A 15,476-nucleotide genomic window follows, 5' to 3' on the forward strand; every position below is an offset into this window, starting at 1 on the left:
TTCCGTCTCCTTAGGCAATTGACGAATGTCTTCCGCCGAGTTCGGCACTCAGACGCTCGACGAGGGCATCCACCGTCAGAGTGCCGAGATCCTCGCCGCTGCGCGTGCGCACGGCCACCGAATCGGCTTCGACTTCCTTATCTCCCACCACCAGGAGATAGGGAACCTTCTGCAACGTATGCTCGCGGATTTTAAAGCCGATCTTCTCGTTCCTCAAGTCCGCCTTGACGCGCAGGCCGATTTTCTGCAACCGCCCCTCGAGCGCCAGGGCGTAATCGCGCTGCGCATCGGTGATGTTGAGGATCGCCGCCTGCTGGGGAGCGAGCCACAGCGGCATGGCCCCGGCGTAGTGCTCGATGAGGATGCCGAGGAAGCGCTCGAAGGAGCCGAGGATCGCCCGGTGCAGCATCACCGGCGTCTTGCGGGCGCCATCCTCGTCGACGAACTGGGCCCCCAGCCGCCCCGGCAGGTTGAAATCCAGCTGTAGGGTACCACACTGCCAGACCCGATTGAGGCAGTCGCGCAGGGCGAACTCGATCTTGGGGCCGTAGAAGGCGCCCTCCCCCGGCTGCAGCTCCCAATCGAGGCCGGTGGCGTTCAGCGCCGCCTCCAGGCCCGCCTCGGCACGATCCCACATCGCCGGGTCCCCCATCAGTTCACCGTCGGGGCGGGTGGAGAGCTTGAGCTCCACGTCGTCGAAGCCGAGGTCGCGGTAGACCTGCATGGTCAGGGCGATGAAGGCCTCGGCCTCGGCCTGGATCTGGCCTTCGGCGCAGAAGATATGGGCGTCGTCCTGGGTGAAGCCGCGCACCCGCATCAGGCCGTGCAGGGCGCCGGATGGCTCGTTGCGGTGGCAGCTGCCGAATTCGGCGAGGCGCAGCGGCAGGTCGCGGTAGCTCTTCAGCCCCTGGTTGAACACCTGGACGTGGCAGGGACAGTTCATCGGCTTGACCGCGTAGTCGCGCTTCTCCGACTCGGTGGTGAACATCATCTCGCTGTAGTGGCCCCAGTGGCCGGACTTCTTCCACAGCGACAGGTCGACGATCTGCGGCGTCTTGATCTCCTGGTAGCCGTTCTCGATCTGCACCCGGCGCATGTACTGCTCCAGCGCCTGGTACAGGGTCCAGCCGTTGGGGTGCCAGAACACCATGCCCGGCGCCTCCTCCTGGAGGTGGAAGAGATCCATCTTCTTGGCCAGCTTGCGATGGTCGCGCTTCTCGGCCTCCTCGAGGCGCTGCAGGTAGGCCTTGAGCTGCTTCTTGTCGGACCAGGCGGTGCCGTAGATACGGGTCAGCATCGGCTTGCTGGCATCGCCGCGCCAGTAGGCACCGGCCAGCTTGGTGAGCTTGAACGCCTTCAGGTGTCGGGTATTGGGCACATGGGGGCCCCGACACATGTCGACGTACTCCTCATGGTGATAGAGGCGGATCGTCTCGCCCTCGGGAATCTCGCGGACGATCTCCTGCTTGTAGGGCTCGTCGCGGTGCAGGAAGGTGAGCATGGCCTGGTCGCGGTCGACGTACTCGCGCACCACGTCATAGCCGGCCTCGATCAGCTGCTTCATGCGCTTCTCGATGGCCTCGAGATCCTCCGGGGTCACCGAGCGACCGAAGTCGATGTCGTAATAGAAGCCGTCGTCGATGACCGGACCGATGGCCATCTTGGCGTCGGGATAGAGTTGCTTGACGGCATGGCCGATCAGGTGGGCGCAGGAGTGGCGGATCACTTCCAGCCCCTCGGGGTCCTTGGCGGTGAGGATCGCCACCTCGGCGTCGCGGTCGATGACGTCGGCGGCGTCCACCGCCACACCGTCGATCTTGCCGGCCACGCACGCCTTGGCCAGGCCGGGGCCAATCTCCTCGGCCAGTTGCATCACGCTGAGCGGTTCGTCGAAGCTTCTCTGGCTGCCGTCGGGCAGGGTCACGATGGGCATGCAGGGGTCCTTTGGCGCAGTGGTGGCCCATACGAAAGACCACATGTCGCATTGAACGGGGAATGGAGAACGGAATCCGCCCGCTTTCCGGCCATCGCCAGGCATCGCGCATGGCGATGGTGGCGAGACGGTGCCGGCCCGTAGCGGAAACGCCGTACCATAGCAAAGCGCCGGCGAGGGCGCCATCCCGCAGACGCGACAGGGGCGCCCGGAGGCGCCCCTTGGGATCGGGACCGGCGTCCCGATGAGTCGCGCGTCAGTGCCGATTACTGGCTGCTGATCTCCACGCGACGGTTCTGGGCACGCCCGGCATCGGTGTCGTTGGTGGCGACCGGACGCTCCTCGCCATAGCCCACGGTGCGCATGCGATTAGCGGCGACGCCCTGGCTCTGCAGGTAGCTCGCCACGGAATCGGCGCGGTCCTGGGAAAGCTCCAGGTTATACTCGTTGGAGCCGACGGAGTCGGTGTGACCGGCGATGGTCACGCGAACCTCGGGGTTGTTGTTGAGGGTATCGGCGACGCTATTCAGCTCGCCCTCGGCCCCCGGACGCAGCTCGGCGGAGTCGAATGCGAAGGTGACGTCGCTCTGCAGGGTCACCGGCTCGAACTCGGGCTCGGGCTCGGGCTCGGGCTCCGGCATCGGCTCGGGCTCGGGTTGCGGCTCCGGGGTGCGATCGGCGCACAGCAGCGCCCCGATAGCGGCACCGGTACCGGCGCCGATGCCGATGCCCTCATCTTGGTCGGACTCGCCGCTGGTGGCGTAGCCGATGCCACCGCCGATCAGGCCACCGGCGATGCCGCATACCACGGGCTGTTGATACCAGGGACGATCGGAAGAGGGGTCAGTGTTGGGGGTGGCGCAGCCAGCCAGGCCGACCACCAGAGCAGAACCGAGCAGCAAGCCAGTCGTGGACTTGTTCATTTTCAAACTCCTTCTCTTTTCTTTCTTACGCTCCAGGGTAGGCAACCGCTTCTCCGCCTCCCGGGGATCCCGACGATCGAAGATGCGTCCCGTCCTGCAACCGCGGCGGCGTGCCCAGCTTACGATGGATGCCCCATCCCTCGGCGGCCATCCAGGGCACGGGGCCAAGCTTGCAGTAGCCGGGCCCATCTTTCAATCGTCATGTGCTGACATTAGCAGAATAACGGCCATGTCGCACAGCGTTCGATATCGCGTCAGTGGAGGCTGGCCGGCCAGTCGCGACGGAATGCCAGCACGGCTCGCGCCGCTTCCAGCACCGCCGGGCGCAGTTCATCCTCCACCGCCAGGCGCTCCTTGTCTTCCCGGAAGCGCTCCTTGGGGCTCAGCGCCAGGCGTGCCGAATGGGTATGCAGGTGGTGGGTTCGGGCATGCACCGTGCCGAAGGCGCGGAAGCTGTCGCGCTCCATCAGGCGTGGATCGAGGATCTCCAGCAGCGTCTTGCAGCGCCACGCCCCTTCGGTGACGTCGACCTGTTCCTGAAGCAGGGCCGAGGCCACCAGCTCGAGGTTCTCCAGGCAATTGTCGTGGGCGCGACGCTGCTCTTCCTCGCGGAAGGCACGACGCCGACGGACCTCTCGCCACAGGGTGGCGGCATAGGCACCCAGGCCGGCGATGATCGCCAGGCCCAGGCCGACGAGGATCAGGGCAGTGGTGGTGCTCATCAGGGTTCGGCACTCGCATCGGATCAAGGGAACGGGACGACATTCTACCCGCCAGGCGACATGCACCCCAAACCCTCGATGGCATACGGCCCTCGTCATCGGCAGAGGCGATGACGCTCTGGATACCGGATCGCCGGACTCAGCCCGCCAGCATCCAGGCCGCGGCGTAGTGATCGAGCAGCAGCACGCCGAACAGGCCCAGGATATAGCGGATGGAGAACCAGAAGGCCGCCAGGGGCGCCCCCGGGTCCCGGCCTCGCCACACCTTGAAGTTCCAGAACATGAAGCGGGCATTCAGCGCCATGACCCCGACCAGGTAGACGGCGCCGCTCATGCCGATGGTGAAGGGCAGCAGGGTCACCGCCACGGTGAGCCAGCCATACAGCCAGACCTGCAGCCGGGTGAAGGCCGAACCATGGGTAACCGGCAGCATCGGCACCCCGGCCCGGGCGTAGTCGTCGCGCTTATGCAGCGCCAGGGCCCAGAAGTGCGGCGGCGTCCAGGCGAAGATGATCAGCACCAGCAGCAGTGGCTCGGGCCCCACCTGGCCGGTCACCGCGGTCCAGCCGAGCAGCGGAGGCGCGGCCCCGGCGACACCGCCGATCACGATGTTCTGCGGCGTAGCATGCTTGAGGAAGGCGGTATAGACCAGCGCGTAGCCGATCAACGACCCCAGGGTCAGCCAGGCCGTCAGGGCGTTGACCTGCCACAGCAGCAGGCCGATGCCGGCCACCGAGAGCAGCGTGGCCCAGGCCAGCGCCACGGCATTGGGCATGCGCCGCGACGCCAGCGGTCGCCGCGAGGTCCGCAGCATCATGGCATCCAGGCGTCGGTCCACCACATGGTTGAAGGCGGCCGCCCCACTGGCCGCCAGGCCGATCCCGGCCAGGCCGTAGAACACCGCCGCCAGGGACGGCAGCACCGGACGCGCCAGGGCCATGCCGACCAGGGCGCACACCAGCATCACCACCACCACCCGCGGCTTGCCAAGGGTCACCAGGTCCCGCCAGCCCCAACGGGCCGTCTCGGTGACACGGACCTCTGTCGTCACGGCGTCAGACATGCGCCCACTCCTTCTGCGTCGGTGTCCGGGATTGTGTCGAATCATGCACGGGGGCGTTGCGCCAGGCCCAGGCGGCCAGCGCCAGCGTGACCGCCAGCGCCACGGCACCGGCGGTGTGCAGCAGAGCCAGCCACAGCGGCAGCCACAGCAGCACGTTGGCGATACCGATGCCCAGCTGAAGCCCGTAGGCCGTCAGCAGGGCGCCGAGCCAGGGGCGCAGCCGTGCCTCCCGCCAGTGACGCACCGCCAGCACCAGCAGCACCAGCCCCAGGGCCAGGGCGCCCAGACGGTGTCCGACCTGGATGGCGGCACGGGCATCGGCATGCAACTGGCCGTGGAGGTAGTTCGGCCCCACGCCCTGGGTCAGGTGGAAGCCCTCGCTCCAGTCCATGGTCGGCCACCACTGGCCGTTGCAGGTGGGGAATCCCTGGCAGGCGATCCCCGCGTAGTTGCTGGAGACCCAGCCGCCCAGCGCCAGTTGCAGCACCAGCAGGGCCGCGGCCAGGCCCCAGAGCGGGGTCAAGCGGCGCCCCGGCGGGGCCACCCCGCCCAGGGTCAGGCGCCCGGTGCTGCAGCGGCGCAGACGCAGATGCAGCCACAGGAACATCAGCATCACGCTCAGCCCCCCCAGCAGGTGCAGGGTCACCACCTGGGGCCATAGCCTGAGGGTCACGGTGAAGGCCCCGAAGGCGCCCTGGACCAGGATCACCACCAGCAGGCTCAGCGAGACCCACCAGGGATAGTCCGGTCGGCGACGCAGCGGTGCCCCCAGGACGACGAGGACGATCACCAGCAGGCCCAGGGTCGAGGCGACGTAACGGTGGACCATCTCCACCCAGGCCTTGGCGGTCTCCAGCGGCGCCCCGGGCGTATGGGCCAGGGCCCCCGCCGCGTCGGGGACCACCAGCCGACCGTAGCAGCCGGGCCAGTCGGGGCAGCCGAGCCCCGCATCCACCAGCCGCGTCCAGGCACCGACCAGGATCACCCCGATGGTGAACACCAGCCCCACCAGGCTCAGGGCCTGCAACAGGCGAAGCCTGCGCCACTCCTCGCGCGTCGTCACTCGGCCAATCTCCTCCGTTCAGCCTTCCGCCAGCTCGCGCCCTTCCTGCCAGGGCGCCTCGGGGTTGGCCCTCAGCAACCGGTTCAGGTCGTCCAGCACGTCCCGCGCCTCGCTGTCGGGACCGTACCCGAGCACCGGCAGGCCCCGCGGATCGAGGATCCACAGATGATCGTCCGCCCGCCAGTCGGGACGCGCGGCCCAGCTGGTCACCACCTCGCCGGGCAGCGCCTCCTGCGCTCCGCCGATGCGCAGGCGACTGACCCTGGGCGCCTCTCGCCCCAGCGCCCGATGCAGCCGCCACCACTGGTCGCTGAGCTCCGCGCAGCGCTCCCCGCAATCGAAGGCCAGCACCCAGTCGCCGGCCACACCCTCCCCCGCCGGCACCGCCAGGGGCCACTCCGCCAGCGGCGGGACGTCCGGCGCCAACTCCCCGTTGGCGGTACGCCCTTCGGGTATGCCGATGCGCCATACCGCCATCACCGTCGCCACCAGCACTGGCAGCGAGAGGAAGGTCAGCAATCCCACCAGCTTGAGCCTGGCCAGGCGGTCGGCACGAGATCGGGTCATCGTCATCACTCCCGGGTAGCGGCGGCACGCGACAGGCGTCGGCCGCCGATGATCATGGTCGCCAGGGCGGCCAGCGCCAGGCCCCACCACTGGACAGCGTACCCCAGGTGGCGGCTCGGCGGCATGACGCTGGGCGTCCACCAGCCGGGCAGCCCTCCCGGCCCGGACTCCAGATGCAGCCAGCCCGCATGGGCGAAGGCCAGGTCCCAGGCGCCCTGGCGAATGCGCTGCAGTCGCCGACCCTCGCGGTTGGGGCCGAACAGGGGCGCCTCGTCGCCTGTCGCCTGCCAGCGCCCCTCCAGGGTCACTCGGCCGGACGGCGTGTCGACCCGCGGGGTATCGCGGGAGGGCCCGGTCTCCAGGAAGCCCCGCTGCACCAGCCACAGGCGCCCGTGGTCGTCGCGGAAGGGGGTGAGGGGGGCCACGCCGAGGCGCCCCTCGCGGGTCCGGTTGTCCAGGAACAGGGTCCGGTCGGCGAGATACTCGCCACTCAGCGTCAGGCGACTGCCGTCGGGGGGCGTCTCGCGGGGGGCCTCGAGCCGGGGCGCCGCGGCCAGGCGCTCGAGGTAGTCGCGCTTGTCGGCGGCACGCTCCCACTGCCAGGCGCCCAGGGCCAGCCCGAGCCCCACCAGCAGGCTCCACAAGCCCCACCACAGGCATTGCCGCCGCCGACCAGGGCGGGCATGCTGATAACGACTGACATCCAAGGAGTGTTGCATGCTGCTCAAGGTCCTGATCGCCCTGGTATTCCTGGCCATGCTCGCGAGCCTGGCCGCCGGCGCCGGCTTCCTGCTGTACGACGGCAGTGCCTCACGGCGACTACTGGTCTCGCTCAAGGTGCGCGTCACCCTGGCGACCACCCTGTTGGCGCTGCTCTTCTACGGCTTCTACGCCGGCAACCTGGCCTGATCCTCTCAGAACACGTAGACGAACAGGAAGAGGCCGATCCACACCACGTCCACGAAGTGCCAGTACCAGCAGGCCGCCTCGAAGCCGAAGTGGTTCTCGGCGGCGAAGTGGCCGCGCAGGACCCGAATGAAGATGATCGCCAGGATGGTGGCGCCGATGATCACGTGGGCGCCGTGGAAGCCGGTCAGCAGGAAGAAGGTGGCGCCGTAGATCCCCGCCTGCAGGGTGATGCCGTAGTGGTGATACGCCTCGTAGTACTCGACCCCCTGGATGATGATGAAGGAGATGCCCAGCAGCAGGGTCACGAACAGCCAGTTGCGGGTGGTGGCGCGATAGCCCTCCTTCAACCCCTCGTGGGCCACGGTCAGGGTGATGCTCGAACCCACCAGGATCAGGGTATTGACCAGCGGCAGCTGCCAGGGGCTGAAGGTCTCCACCGGCCCGGCCACGTCGCCGGGCGGGTCGAGCAGCGGCCAGCTGGCGGTGAAGTCGGGCCACAGCAGCGCCGCTACCCCCTTGGCGCCCTCGCCGTCCAGCCACGGCAGCGCGAAGGTGCGCACGTAGAACAGGGCGCCGAAGAAGGCGGCGAAGAACATCACCTCCGAGAAGATGAACCACCCCATGCCCTGGCGGAAGGAGCGATCCATCTGGGCGTCGTAGAGGCCCTGGCGGGACTCCTTGATCACGTCGCGGAACCACAGCGCCATCACCGCCAGCACCCCGACGAGCCCCAGCCCCATCACCAGGGTGCCACGCCCGTGCACCAGCACCGAGCCGGTGCCGACCATCATCGTGCCCACCGCCAGCGACCCCAGGATCGGCCATTTGCTGGTTGCGGGGACGTAGTAGCTGCCACCACTCATGCCTCATCTCCTTTGCCGGCAGTCGCCCGGGACTGAAGCGGCGCCTCGTCGCGGGTGACCGGATACAGGGTGTAGACCAGGGTTACGGTGTTGACCTCGGGCGGCAGGTCACGGCCGAGTTGGAACACCAGCGGCAGTTCCAGCCGCTCGCCGGCCTCGAGGTGCTGCTCGTCGAAACAGAAGCAGGTGACCTTGCGCAGGTGCCGGTTGGCATTGGAGGGCGACACGCTGGGCACCGCCCGCGCCCAGCTGCCCGTGGCCCCCGAGTTGTGGAAGGCGAAGTACACCTCGGCGCTCTGCCCCGGATGCACGCGCATCTGGCGGGTCTCGACCTCCAGGTTCCAGGGCAGCCCGGCGCTGCCTCGGGTCACGAACTGTACGGTGACCATACGGGACTCGTCCACCTCCTCGTGGACCAGGGCCTGGCCCGAGGTGTCCACCTTGCCGTTGAGCCCGGTGACCTGGCAGAAGACGTCGTACAGCGGCACCAGGGCGAAGGCGAAGGCGAACATGCCCGCCAGGGCCACCAGGGTGCGCCTCACGGTTCGCCTGACGCCGCGATCCGCCGGGCTGTCGGTCGTGCGACTCTCGCGCATGGGCTCGCCTCCCTGCCGGTCAGTGGGGGGTATCGGGACGGAAGGTCGGCGGATGCTCGAAGGTGTGCAGCGGCGCCGGGCTGGGCACGCTCCACTCCAGGTCCTCGGCCCCCTCCCAGGCCCTGGCCGGCGCCTTCTCGCCGCCGCGCACGCACTTGACGACCAGCCACACGAAGAGCAGCTGGGAGGCACCGAACAGGAAGGCTCCCAGGCTCGAGGCCAGGTTGAAGTCGGCGAACTGCAGGGCGTAATCGGGGATCCGCCGCGGCATGCCCGCCAGCCCCGAGAAGTGCATGGGGAAGAAGGTCAGGTTGACGCCGATCACCGACAGCCAGAAGTGCCACTGGGACAGCTTGAGGTGGGGATAGTGGCCGGTCCACTTGGGCAGCCAGTAGTAGACGCCGGCGAGGATGGCGAACAGCGCCCCGGGCACCAGCACATAGTGGAAATGCGCCACCACGAAGTAGGTGTCGTGGTACTGGAAGTCGGCCGGCGAGATGGCCAGCATCAGCCCGGAGAAGCCGCCGATGGTGAACTGCACCACGAAGGCCAGGGAGAACAGCATCGGCGGCTCGAAGCTGATGGAACCGCGGAACATGGTGGAGATCCAGTTGAACACCTTCACCCCGGTGGGCACCGCGATCAGCATGGTGGTGTACATGAAGAACAGCTCGGCCACCAGCGGCAGCCCCACGGTGAACATGTGGTGCGCCCAGACCAGGAAGGAGAGGACGGCGATGGAGGCCGTGGCGTAGACCATGGAGGCGTAGCCGAACAGCGGCTTGCGCGAGAAGGTCGGGATGATCGCCGAGACGATGCCGAAGGCCGGCAGGATCATGATGTACACCTCGGGATGCCCGAAGAACCAGAACAGGTGCTGGAAGAGCACCGGGTCCCCGCCGCCGGCGGCGTTGAAGAAGCTGGTGCCGAAGTTGATGTCCAGCAGCATCATGGTGATCACCCCGGCCAGCACCGGCATCACCGCGATCAGCAGGAAGGCGGTGATCAGCCAGGTCCAGACGAACAGCGGCATGTCCATCAGGCGCATGCCCGGGGCCCGCAGGTTGAGGATGGTGGCGATGATGTTGATGGCGCCGAGGATCGAGCTGATGCCGGCGATGTGCATCGACAGGATGAAGAAGGTGGTGGACGGCGGCGCGTAGGTGGTGGAGAGCGGCGCATAGAAGGTCCAGCCGAAGTCGGGTCCGCCGCCCGGCATCAGCAGGGTCGACAGCAGCAGGGTGAAGGCCACCGGCAGCAGCCAGAAGCTGAAGTTGTTGAGCCGCGGCAGCGCCATGTCCGGCGCGCCGATCTGCAGCGGCACCATCCAGTTGGCCAGGCCCACGAAGGCGGGCATGATCGCCCCGAACACCATGATCAGGCCGTGCATGGTGGTCATCTGGTTGAAGAACTCGGGGTTCACCAGTTGCAGGCCGGGCTGGAAGAGTTCGGCCCTCACCACCAGGGCGAAGATGCCGCCGATGAAGAACATCGTCAGCGAGAAGATCAAGTAGAGGCTACCGATCTCCTTGTGGTTGGTGGTGAGCAGCCAGCGCATCAGGCCGCGGGGCGGCGCCGGGTGCTCGGCCGCCTGTCCGCCGGCGGCGGTGGAGGTACTCTGCTCGACGGGGTGATGCGGAGGCAGCTTCGGCGCCATCGTGAATCTCCCTGATCTCTCGTTGTTCTGGCACGGGGTGGCAATGGCTCGGGACGTTCGGCACTAGTCGGCCAGCCGCTCGGCCACCTCGGCGGGCTGCACCAGCTCGCCGGTGTCGTTGCCCCAGGCGTTGCGGGTCCAGGTCACCACGGCGGCGATCTCCACCGGGTTGAGGGTGTTGCGGAAGGCCGGCATGGCCGCCCCGGACACCCCGTTGATCACCTTGTCGAGGTGCCACTCCACATCCTCGATCAGCTGCTGGTTGCCGGCCAACGCCGGGAAGGCGGGCGGCGAGCCCTGGCCCTCGGGCTGGTGGCAGGAAGCGCAGATGTTGCCGTAGACGCCCTCGCCGCGCTCCATCAGCTCGTCCATCTCCCACTCGCGGTCGACGCCCATGGCCTCCTGGGCGGCGGCCTCCTTGCGCTCGACGAGCCAGGCGTCGAACTCCTCCTCCTCCATGGCGTGCACCACCACCGGCATGAAGCCATGATCCCGACCACACAGCTCGGCACACTGGCCACGGTAGATGCCGGGCTCGTTGATGCGTACCCAGTTCTCGTTGACGAAGCCGGGAATGGTGTCCTGCTTCACGGCCAGCTCCGGCACCCACCAGGCGTGGATGACGTCATCGGAGGTCAGCAGGAAGCGCACCTTGCGATCGACCGGCAGCACCAGCGGCTCGTCGACCTCGAGCAGGTAGTTCTCGTCGCGCGCCTCGGCGCCGCGGATCTGCTCCCGCGAGGTGGCCAGGCTCGAGGTGAAGGCGACGTCCTCGCCCAGGTACTCGTAGCGCCAGCGCCACTGCTGGCCGGTGATCATCACGTCGAGGTCGGCGTCCGAAGGATCGTACATCTTGCTGAGGGTGGCGGTGGCCGGCACGGCCATGCCGATGAGGATCAGCAGTGGAATCGCGGTCCAGATCACCTCCACCGTGGTGTGCTCATGGAAGTTGGCCGATTCGGCACCCCGCGAGCGACGGAAGCGGAACAGGGAGTAGAACATCACCCCGAACACCACGACGCCGATGACCACGCAGATCCAGAAGATGGTCATGTGCAGCGAATGCACCTCGCGACTGACGTCTGTCACCCCGACCGGCATGTTCCAGCCCTGGGCCATGGCCACGGGCACCATCAGGGTGACGACCAGGCAACCTGCCATCCACACGATGAACGTGCGCATCGGCGCCTCCTCCTTGCTTGTCGTTGTCTTGCCGCGCGGCATGCCGCACGAAGATCGTCAGGACAGATAAGTCATGCCTCAAGTAACAGTATAGGAAGCCACCCCCCTGGAGACTCCCCACCGGGCGCCGTACAGCCAACGCGGGATTCAACGCGCCACCAGCGTGGCGACCAGCGCCACCAGCAGCACCAGCACCAGCGCCATCAGGATCCCGACCGCGATGAAGGCGCCCGCCCTGCCCTGCTCGAAGTCCTCGCGCCGACGGTCCTCCTTCTGTACCCCGAAGAAGGCGGCCAGCACCGACTTGACCACATTCCACATCCACACCCCCTCCTGGCTTGACTGTCGTCATGCTGTCACCCTTCTGCCGGCACGCTGTACGGTGACTCCCCTATACTAGATGGGGTGTACCCGTTTCCGGCAACCCGTTCCGCGCCGCGGGGCGAAAGGAGGCCCAGAATGACCCCGAATCCCTTCGCCAACCCCATGCTGGACTGGTGGCAACAGCAGTGGATGAAAGGCACCCAGCCGATGGCCCGGCTACAGCTCGCCTGGATGGAGAGCCTGGCCGAGTCCATGCAGTTCGAGGCCCAGTTCATTCGCTCGATCGCCGAGAGCGGCGAGCGCATGGCCCAGTGCTTCGAGGGCGAAGCCCCCACTACCCCCGAGGAGGTGCAGGCCTGCTACGAGAAGCTGGTCAAGGAGGTGAGCGATGCCCAGATGAAACGCCTGGAGCAGGCCTCCCAGCTCACCGAAGACTTCCGCCAGCGGCTCTGGGAGGAGATCTAGGCCCTGGCAGCCCTCGCGACGCCCCTTCCCGGGGCGTCCTCATCTCATTCAGGCCCCGAAGCCGAACAGCCGGGTGATCAGCGGCAGCAGGAAGGCCGTCAGCAGGCCGGTCAGGCCCATGGCCAGGCCAGAGAAGGCGCCCGCCACGGCCCCGATGCGCGCGAAGGCATGGGCTGTGCCGAAACCATGCGCGGATAGCCCCAGGGCGAAGCCCTTGACCGCCGGATCGCGCACCCCCAGCAGGCGGAAGACCGCCGATGACAAGGCGCAGCCGATGGAGCCGGTGAGCAGCACCAGGCCGGCGGCCAGGGAAGGAATGCCACCGATCTGTTCGGCGATACCCATGGCGATGGGCGAAGTGACCGAGCGTGGCGCCAGCGACATCAGCGTCTCCGGCCGGGCGCCCAGCGCCATGGCCAGGCCCAGGGTGGTGGTCACCGCGGTGACGATCCCCACCAGGCAGGCCAGCAGGAGCGGGCCCAGCAGGCGACGGACCCGCTCGCGATGGTCGTAGAGCGGGATCGCCAGGGCCACCGTGGCCGGCCCCAGCAGGAAATGGATGAACTGGGCGCCCTCGAAGTAGGTGGCGTAGTCCATGTCCACCGCCAGCAGCAGGCCGATCAAGATGGCGATGGACAGGGTCACGGGATGCACCAGGGGCGTGCCGCCCAGCATCCTGTTGAGGCGCACCGCGAGGGCGAAGACCACCAGGGTGGCCAACAGCGACAGCAGGGGATTCCCGGACAGGTAGACCCACAGCTGGTCGAGGCTCGCCACGTTCATTCGCCCTGCCCTCCCCGCCGGCGACTGAGGCGGTCCAGCACCCAGGCGGTGACGGCCAGCGTCAGCGCCGTGGAGACGACGAGGGCCGCGAGGATCGGCCAAAAGTCGCGGCCGATCAGCTCGAAGTGCGCCATCAGGCCCACGCCCGCCGGCACGAACAGCAGCGTCAAGTAGCGCAGCAGGCCTTCCCCCGTCAGGCGCAGGCTGTCCGGCACCCGCCCCCGCACCATCAGCCCCGCCAGCAGTATCACCATGCCGATCACCGGCCCCGGGATCGGCAGCGTCAGCCCACGCGCCACCAGTTCGCCGGCGAACTGGCAAGCCAGCAGCACGCTCATCCCCATGATCAGCGGCATCCCTCGCCCTCCTCTCTCCTGCGCCTCCCCGACATCCGGCCCCAGGCATGATGCCCCGTTCGCACGAGATCCCCAAGCAGTTGAAAAGAAAGTGCTATAAGGGCTTTTCATTTACCCGGTAACGCGCTAGTATACGCCTCGTTCTCGGGGGCCAGCCGACACGGCCGAGCCATCCGAAACTCGAGTCGGAGCGTGGCGCAGCTTGGTAGCGCGTTGCAATGGGGTTGCAAAGGTCGCAGGTTCGAATCCTGTCGCTCCGACCACTGAATCTTGCCAGAACAGCCGCTTACGGGTCATGCCGGGCGGCTGTTCTGCTATGCGCTCAACGGGTTATCAAAACGTCCTGGTCCAAGGCCGTCACTTGGAAGTTGATTCAACTCACCTAGCGCTGCGATATCCGCCCAGCGAGTCGACCACTCGAAGCACCCGCCGATACGCCGTTCATTCGGAGGGCGTCGCCGGGGTCTCGACCCCCGGTCTGGGAACGTCCCCCTCCCCCAGTTCCATGCGGGCCCGCTCCACCAGCTCGGCGGGCAGCTCCTTCTTCACCGCCACGCCCAGCTCGCCGAACTCGTCGACCTGCTTGATCAGGTTGCCCTTGCCACTGACCAGCTGGCCCATGGCCTTGTCGTAGCTTCCGCGGGCACCATCCAGCTTGCGCCCCACGTCCTGCATGCTCTCCAGGAAGGCACGCAGCTTGGCGTGAAAGCGCTCGGCGCGGCGCGCCAGCTCGGCACTGTGACGGCTCTGGTCCTCGAAGCGCCACAACTGGCGCACGATGTTGAGGCTGGTGAGCAGCGTGGTGGGCGTGGCCACCAGCACGTTGCGCTCGATGGCCCGCTGGTAGAGGGTGTCGTCGTGACGCAGCGCTTCCACGTAGGCCGACTCCACCGGGATGAACATCACCACCACCTCCGGCGAGTTGAGCCCCGGCAGGTCGTAGTAGTGCTTGTCGGCCAGCTCCTCGATGCGCTCGCCCACCGCCCGGGCGTGCTCGGCCAGGGCCTGGCCACGCGCCACCTCGTCCTCGCCGTTGACGTAGCGCACGTAGGCGGAGAGCGAGGTCTTGGCGTCGATCACCAGGTGCTTGTTCTGGGGCAGGTAGACCACGGCATCGGGACGCCGTCGCCCATCCTCGGTAGCGAAGCTCTCCTCGCGGCGATAGTCTTTGCCGGGGCGCAGGCCGGAGCCCTCCAGCACGTTCTCGAGCATCAGCTCGCCCCAGTTGCCCTGGATCTTCTTCTGCCCCTGCAGCGCCTCGGTCAGCCGGCTGGCCTGGTCGGTAATCTCGCGGTTCAGCGCCTGCAGGTGCTTGAGCTCCGTCTGCAGGCTGGCCCGCTGGGCCGTCTCCTGGGTATGCAGCGTCTCGACCTTCTCGCGGAAGCCCTTCATCTCCTGCTGGATGGGCTGGAGCAGGCCATTGATGTTCTTCTCGGAGAGCGCCGAGAAGGCCCTGCCCTTCTGCTCGAGGATCTCGTTGGCCAGGTTCTCGAACTCCTGCCTGAGCTGCCGGCGATGCCCCTCCACCATTTCCAGTTGTTCACGGAAGTGCCGCTCGCGCTGCTCCAGGGTGGTGGTCAGCGCCTGGTGCTCCTGCCCCAGGGCCTGATGCTGCTCGCGCAACGCCTCCAGGCGGCCCTCCGCACGCTGCAGGCTGTCCCGGTAGGCCGCCAGCGACTGCGCCTGGCTTTCCAGCCGGGCCTCGGCCCCCTTGAACGCCTCGCGTACCTCGCCGAGCCGGGCGCGGGTCGATTCCAGCTGCTGCCGCTGGCCCTCGGCTTCCTCGCGACTCGCCCGGCCATCCGCTTCGGCATGCTCCAGGCGAGTGCTCAGACGTGCTGCGGAGAGCTGCTGTTCGCGCAGCTCTCCGGCGATGGCTTCGCGGGCTCGTTCGGCTCGACTCAGCGCCTCCGCGGCGTTGGCCCGCGCGCGACCGAGGACGGCTCGCGCCCACAGGCCGGTGGCCAGCATACCCAGCGCCAGCGCGGCCAGGGCCGTCACCAGCAGATCGGTCGAGATCGGCATCGAGCTTATCCAACTCACTGTCAGCATTGAGGATGCCGCCATCCT

General features: G+C 67.7%; 17 protein-coding genes and 1 tRNA gene. 3 read left to right on the forward strand and 15 right to left on the reverse strand.

Annotated features, from left to right (window positions below):
* Window positions 1-10: 10 nt before the first annotated feature.
* The 7 genes from thrS to QWY80_RS05520 all read right to left on the reverse strand — a co-directional run bounded on the left by thrS (window position 11) and on the right by QWY80_RS05520 (window position 6,990).
* Window positions 11-1,933, reverse strand: a complete 1,923-nt coding sequence (gene thrS / locus QWY80_RS05490; RefSeq protein ID WP_290229698.1) for a threonine--tRNA ligase — start codon at window positions 1,931-1,933, stop codon at window positions 11-13.
* 266 nt (window positions 1,934-2,199) lie between these two features.
* Complete coding sequence (locus tag QWY80_RS05495) at window positions 2,200-2,856, reverse strand: OmpA family protein (RefSeq protein ID WP_290229699.1); 657 nt, start codon at window positions 2,854-2,856, stop codon at window positions 2,200-2,202.
* 254 nt (window positions 2,857-3,110) lie between these two features.
* Window positions 3,111-3,578, reverse strand: a complete 468-nt coding sequence (locus tag QWY80_RS05500) for a DUF2489 domain-containing protein (RefSeq protein WP_290229700.1) — start codon at window positions 3,576-3,578, stop codon at window positions 3,111-3,113.
* Between the two features lie 139 nt (window positions 3,579-3,717).
* Window positions 3,718-4,641, reverse strand: a complete 924-nt coding sequence (locus QWY80_RS05505; protein ID WP_290229701.1) for a heme o synthase — start codon at window positions 4,639-4,641, stop codon at window positions 3,718-3,720.
* Window positions 4,634-5,704, reverse strand: coding sequence for a COX15/CtaA family protein (locus QWY80_RS05510; protein ID WP_290229703.1), 1,071 nt, complete (start codon window positions 5,702-5,704; stop codon window positions 4,634-4,636). The genes QWY80_RS05505 and QWY80_RS05510 overlap by 8 nt, the downstream gene beginning before the upstream one ends.
* Window positions 5,705-5,722: 18 nt before the next feature.
* Window positions 5,723-6,271 (reverse strand): redox-active disulfide-containing membrane protein, encoded by a 549-nt coding sequence (locus QWY80_RS05515; protein WP_290229704.1) that lies wholly within the window; start codon window positions 6,269-6,271, stop codon window positions 5,723-5,725.
* Between the two features lie 5 nt (window positions 6,272-6,276).
* The gene (locus QWY80_RS05520; protein WP_290229705.1) at window positions 6,277-6,990 is read right to left on the reverse strand and encodes an SURF1 family protein; all 714 of its coding nucleotides are present in this window, start codon (window positions 6,988-6,990) and stop codon (window positions 6,277-6,279) included.
* Between QWY80_RS05520 and QWY80_RS05525 the strand changes: the two genes are divergently transcribed.
* Complete coding sequence (locus QWY80_RS05525; protein ID WP_290229706.1) at window positions 6,989-7,180, forward strand: DUF2909 family protein; 192 nt, start codon at window positions 6,989-6,991, stop codon at window positions 7,178-7,180. The genes QWY80_RS05520 and QWY80_RS05525 overlap by 2 nt on opposite strands.
* A gap of 5 nt (window positions 7,181-7,185) precedes the next feature.
* Here the strand turns inward: QWY80_RS05525 and QWY80_RS05530 are convergent, their stop codons facing one another.
* The 5 genes from QWY80_RS05530 to QWY80_RS05550 all read right to left on the reverse strand — a co-directional run bounded on the left by QWY80_RS05530 (window position 7,186) and on the right by QWY80_RS05550 (window position 11,799).
* Entirely contained in the window at window positions 7,186-8,043 is an 858-nt protein-coding gene (locus QWY80_RS05530; protein WP_290229707.1) for a cytochrome c oxidase subunit 3, read from the reverse strand.
* Entirely contained in the window at window positions 8,040-8,639 is a 600-nt protein-coding gene (locus QWY80_RS05535; protein ID WP_290229708.1) for a cytochrome c oxidase assembly protein, read from the reverse strand. Before QWY80_RS05535 ends, QWY80_RS05530 begins: the two co-directional genes overlap by 4 nt.
* Before the next feature lie 19 nt (window positions 8,640-8,658).
* Window positions 8,659-10,296, reverse strand: coding sequence for a cytochrome c oxidase subunit I (ctaD, locus tag QWY80_RS05540; RefSeq protein ID WP_290229709.1), 1,638 nt, complete (start codon window positions 10,294-10,296; stop codon window positions 8,659-8,661).
* Window positions 10,297-10,359: 63 nt separating this feature from the next.
* On the reverse strand, window positions 10,360-11,478 hold the full coding sequence (coxB, locus tag QWY80_RS05545; protein ID WP_290229710.1) for a cytochrome c oxidase subunit II: 1,119 nt from the start codon (window positions 11,476-11,478) through the stop codon (window positions 10,360-10,362).
* A gap of 147 nt (window positions 11,479-11,625) precedes the next feature.
* Entirely contained in the window at window positions 11,626-11,799 is a 174-nt protein-coding gene (locus QWY80_RS05550; RefSeq protein ID WP_290229711.1) for a DUF2970 domain-containing protein, read from the reverse strand.
* A gap of 138 nt (window positions 11,800-11,937) precedes the next feature.
* On the opposite strand from QWY80_RS05550, the gene QWY80_RS05555 reads away from it, so the two are divergent.
* A complete protein-coding gene (locus tag QWY80_RS05555) occupies window positions 11,938-12,267 on the forward strand; it encodes a hypothetical protein (RefSeq protein WP_290229712.1) in 330 nt (109 codons plus the stop codon).
* A gap of 48 nt (window positions 12,268-12,315) precedes the next feature.
* Here the strand turns inward: QWY80_RS05555 and QWY80_RS05560 are convergent, their stop codons facing one another.
* Together QWY80_RS05560 and QWY80_RS05565 are read right to left on the reverse strand one after the other, a co-directional pair.
* Window positions 12,316-13,050, reverse strand: coding sequence for an LrgB family protein (locus tag QWY80_RS05560; protein ID WP_290229713.1), 735 nt, complete (start codon window positions 13,048-13,050; stop codon window positions 12,316-12,318).
* Window positions 13,047-13,406 carry a CidA/LrgA family protein gene (locus tag QWY80_RS05565; protein WP_290229714.1) on the reverse strand — a complete coding sequence of 120 codons (360 nt, stop codon included), beginning with the start codon at window positions 13,404-13,406 and terminating at the stop codon, window positions 13,047-13,049. The genes QWY80_RS05560 and QWY80_RS05565 overlap by 4 nt, the downstream gene beginning before the upstream one ends.
* A gap of 186 nt (window positions 13,407-13,592) precedes the next feature.
* Between QWY80_RS05565 and QWY80_RS05570 the strand changes: the two genes are divergently transcribed.
* A tRNA-Pro gene (locus QWY80_RS05570) sits at window positions 13,593-13,669 on the forward strand.
* A gap of 178 nt (window positions 13,670-13,847) precedes the next feature.
* Here the strand turns inward: QWY80_RS05570 and QWY80_RS05575 are convergent.
* Complete coding sequence (locus tag QWY80_RS05575; protein WP_290229715.1) at window positions 13,848-15,431, reverse strand: DNA recombination protein RmuC; 1,584 nt, start codon at window positions 15,429-15,431, stop codon at window positions 13,848-13,850.
* Window positions 15,432-15,476 lie beyond the last annotated feature (45 nt).

Origin of the sequence: Halomonas ramblicola (genome assembly GCF_030409215.1) — a bacterium.
GTDB classification, from domain to species: Bacteria; Pseudomonadota; Gammaproteobacteria; order Pseudomonadales; family Halomonadaceae; genus Halomonas; species Halomonas ramblicola.